The 4,021-nt window shown below is 55.5% G+C and carries 5 protein-coding genes; all 5 read left to right on the top strand.

Translation table 11 applies throughout. The annotated features are described in order from the left end of the window. On the top strand, positions 1-1,068 hold a 1,068-nt coding region (locus CAI21_RS23485), incomplete at its 5' end, for a hypothetical protein (protein WP_181919605.1). An 11-nt stretch (positions 1,069-1,079) separates the two neighbouring features. Beyond that, positions 1,080-1,763 (top strand): hypothetical protein, encoded by a 684-nt coding sequence (locus CAI21_RS22530; protein ID WP_147305231.1) that lies wholly within the window; start codon positions 1,080-1,082, stop codon positions 1,761-1,763. A 380-nt stretch (positions 1,764-2,143) separates the two neighbouring features. Beyond that, positions 2,144-2,707 (top strand): hypothetical protein, encoded by a 564-nt coding sequence (locus tag CAI21_RS23025; protein ID WP_147305230.1) that lies wholly within the window; start codon positions 2,144-2,146, stop codon positions 2,705-2,707. Between the two features lie 511 nt (positions 2,708-3,218). Next, positions 3,219-3,656 carry a hypothetical protein gene (locus CAI21_RS22520; protein WP_181919604.1) on the top strand — a complete coding sequence of 146 codons (438 nt, stop codon included), beginning with the start codon at positions 3,219-3,221 and terminating at the stop codon, positions 3,654-3,656. Between the two features lie 11 nt (positions 3,657-3,667). Continuing rightward, positions 3,668-4,009, top strand: coding sequence for a hypothetical protein (locus CAI21_RS22515; protein WP_147305229.1), 342 nt, complete (start codon positions 3,668-3,670; stop codon positions 4,007-4,009). Positions 4,010-4,021: the final 12 nt, after the last annotated feature.

The raw sequence follows: 4,021 nt of genomic DNA, 5'->3' as shown, positions 1-4,021 counted from the left end.
AAAAACACACGGGATGACGGTTTCTTTGCCCGCATGCGTGATCTAGGAACCATGCCGATCGTCTGGATTGCATGGTTCACATACTACGCTACGAGTGTCGCGCTTATTGTTGTCGTTGCGTTCCTCACGATTGCGCATGCAATGGCGCTCTCCCTCGCGTTAGCCTGGGGACAGGTTGCTATTCCTACCGCTATCGTCTCTCGTCTTTCTATTCTAAAACCGTGGGCGACTTTCCTAGCTATCTTGCTGCTTTGGCCGATTGTTAATTACATCCTGTTTTCTTTCTTGGGCAGCATTATCGACAATGCCTTTACGCAAACACGGGGCGTCTCCGATGGGATGGGGTCCAGCGTTGACATTGCTATCCTCTATACCGTGTATGCCATCGGCCATTTGCTTTTAATAGCTGCGGTTGTGGCCGCGCCGTTCATCGCGCAATCGTTGATTGCTAATGGGGCGATAGGTGGCATTGTTACGCCGTTTGCGACAGCAGGTTTTGCGGCGGCCGGCGCTATCTTGTCTCAAGCGCGTGAGCGCGCCAAGCTCGGTGGTCAAGCGCTCTCTGCTGCTGCTAAGCCCGTTGGAGGGCAGGCCGCCAGTGCTGGCGGGCCGGGGGGCGCGGGGGCTTTGTCCGGTTCGTTGGCTCGGTATGCGAATAGCAATATGGCGCTGAATATCGCACGGCATCTCACCGCAGGTAAGCGTACACCTTCCAGTTATACAGTGCCGCCACCACCGCCGCCGGCGAGCGAGCGACCCGGTGGGGGTGGGGGTGCGGGTGCGGGTTCTTCGCAGATCTCACGCTTAACGCCTGCCTCGGCGGCCGGTGGCCATGCGCGCGCACCGTTGGCTAAGAGTTCATCTAATAACGCCGCACGTATGGCAATGGCGGCTGGTACCTATAACCAACTTTCCGGCGGCGATGCTGGCACTACGAATGCGGCGCCGGCGAGCGCTCCCGATTCTAGCTCTTCTCAAGAACAGGCACGGCGGCAAGCCCGTCGGGGCGCTGTCTTGGACCGTTTGCATAAATCCGGAAAGGTCAAGTTACCAAGCCGCGGTAAGTAATTGAGGTGTTTATGACTGAGCAACCCGACAACTCGCCTACACAAGATGCTTCGTTGGAAGTCCCGGAACCTGTAAAACCTCGTGCCGCAGTTCGCGACCACGGCCCCGTAGGCGCGGCGCTTATGGTCGTTAGGCGGTATCACTGGCTAGGTTGGGTTCTTGCGGGTCTAATCTTTCTGTTTCATCTGTACTACGTGACTTTAGATAAGGTGCAGCCGGTGCCGGTGATCGCGGTTAACGAAGCGGGCGCTGTTTTGGGCACCTTTGAGTATTTGAACCCTATGGCGCGCAGTGAAACAGAGCTAGAGGCGGCGGCTATTTCCTTCTTGCGTGCTTATTTAAGCGCGGACAGTGCGACGATTTTTGAAGATGCGGCGCGCGCGTTGAACATGATGGATGAAACCCTTGCGGCGGCTATTCGTTCGCAATGGATTGAAAGTGGTTATCTTTCTACGATCTCATCGTCGCCGGCGCGTTCTCATTTTCGTTCGTTCAATGCTGAGGTGCTTGACCGCCGCGAGCAACATGCGCAAGTACGGGTAACCGGTGAACGTGTGCTGACCATTCCTCCCATGGGCGATAAGCGGGCGGAAGATATCGTTACTGAATTTGATATCACCTTGCCCATGGCGATTATTCCTCGTACCCGTCTTGCAACGCATGGCGTCCGTATCCTTGACATAGTGAATAACTAACCATGAGCCGTTACCTATTCTTATTTCTCTTCTTAGTTGTGTCATTGCCTGTGGCTGCTGGGGTCGGTGAACCGAGAGTAAAGACTGTAGAACTACGGGATCAGACGCACCTTTCCTTATCTCTCGTGCCTGATCTCGGGGTTCGCTTCCTGTTTCCCTTCTTGCTTGACCGTGTGGATGACGATATTCCGTTCACGATGCAGCTTACAAATAGCGCGGTTTTTAAGTGCGATATTTGTAGCTCTGACGGCTTTGTTCCTGGGAGTGCTTTGCGGGGCCGGAACTCTTTTATTGTTACCGCGCCGCCACAACCGACATCGCATGGCAACGATGGCGCGCATTATGCGGGGCACCTGTTTGTGTCCGTTGGCGGCTATAATTTGACGGTCGCGTTACGCACAACTTACGAGGTCGATGACCACTATACCGACATTCGTTTTGTGCTTAGTGAAGAGGCGCGAGAGCGCTTGATTGACAGCATGGTTGAGCAGCGAATTGAAGCTATGCGGGCTCAGCATGAACGCCGCCTTGCCCGACTGGATGAAGAGGTACAGTCTCGTGCCTTCCAGTTAATCGGCCGCTTGGCGCTTAGTGATCCGCAGCGGCGCCGGATTCGGGAACGCCAAGAGTGGACAACGGCTAATGGTGAAACCGCGCTGCTTATGCTGCAAGAAGTGCGGACGCTAGGCAGCTATCATCTTTTCTTGTATGACATTCGGAATGATGGCACCGAACCGTTGCGTGTTGGCGATGCCTCCTTGCGCGTGCTCGATCCCGATGGTGCCGAGACAGAACTTGAAACCGCCAACACTCCGCCGGCGCCAATCCCGCCGGGAGAGATAGGCCGAGGCGTGCTTGTTGCTACCTCTGATCAGGCGATTGGCCGTGACCGGCTCCGGTTCTCTTTGTTCAGCGGTGGGGAAACGGTGGAGGTTAAATGGTAATGCGTCTATTCGCGGTTGCTGTCTTTGTGCTTCTGCTGCCTTCGCCGCTTGTGTCTGCATCGGGTGCTATCACCCCGGAGCAACTACGTTCCGAAGCCGGGGAGGCTAAGCGGGCATCTACGCGGCGCGCGGGCCGGCTTGACCCGTCCAATCCGACAAGTCTTTTCCCGGTTCGGCGGGCGGAAGAACCGGAGCCGGAGCCAGAGAAAGCTCCAGCGCCGGTGGTTGCCTCTGAGCCCGTCCCCCAGGAGCCCGAACCTAAACCAGCGCCGGTGGTCGCCTCTGAGCCGCCTGCCCCGGCTCCGCAGGTTGCGCCACCTCCCCCCCGGCCGACGCCTCCGGCGCGGCGGCGAACCATTATGTGCCTCCGCCCCGCGTGGTCTCTCAAAATCCTATGTATACGATGACAGTTGCCCGTGAGCAGCGTCCCTACGGTATACCGATTGGAACATGGGCGAAAGCCAACTTGCCACGGCGTGTTAGCAATGCCGACCCTGGACGGATTGAGCTTGTGTTAGAGGAAGACCTGACGGGGCGGCATGCTACCCTTGCAGCCGGTACAATCCTCTTTGCCGAGAAGCGGTTTAATTCCTCCACGCGCAGGCTTGATTTATACGTTGTTCACGCGCGTACGCCTGACGACGCTGAATTATCTCTTTCTGCCCTAGTGTTCGACACGCAAAAGAGTGGCGGGCTTGCCGGTATTATTAACGTCCCCGATATAGCGGAAAGCGGCGGTAGTCATGTTGTATCTAGCACTCTTCGGGCTGGAAGTCAGCAGGCTTTAGAACTTGCGGGGCGGGGATCTGCTGCTGAGCAGGTCGCCGGCAGCGCTGCTGCAAGTATTCTTGATGAGCGTGAAAGGTACTCTCAGGAGAGCCGGCAGGCTCAGGTCACAATTACTGTTCCCTCGCAGACCGTTTATATACGTATCGAGGCGTCTTTTTGATGGGTGTCTGTATGGAAAAGTTACAACCTTTTTTTAGGCGACGGCCTTCTAAGTCACGCCTCATTCTATTTTTGGTTGCGGAAGGCTATTCGGTTCCGGATCTTCTCCGCATGTCTGTTAAAGAACTGAGTTCCTTGGATTTACCGGAAGAAATATCACATTACCGCGATGAAACCCTGTTGTTTATTAAAGATACTTCCGAGGGAGCGCCTGCTTTCCAGTTCAAGAATGGTCGCCCCATGCTTTACGGTGATTTCCATCGCGTTATCTCGATGGCTACTCGCTATGTCTTAGATAAGCCACTGTCTCAAGTTGCTTTTCAAGAGCATGTCTCCAGTCAGGAAGACAGCTAACCTTATAATTTT

The sequence above is a fragment of the Alkalilimnicola ehrlichii genome, assembly GCF_003399765.1.
Taxonomy (GTDB): domain Bacteria; phylum Pseudomonadota; class Gammaproteobacteria; order Nitrococcales; family AK92; genus AK92.
This window is presented reverse-complemented; position numbering and strand designations above follow the sequence as displayed.

Coding starts and splice junctions, on each gene's coding strand:
- CAI21_RS22530 (WP_147305231.1), top strand. CDS start 1,080: ATGACTGAGCAACCCGACAACTCGCCTACACAAGATGCTTCGTTGGAA.
- CAI21_RS22515 (WP_147305229.1), top strand. CDS start 3,668: ATGGAAAAGTTACAACCTTTTTTTAGGCGACGGCCTTCTAAGTCACGC.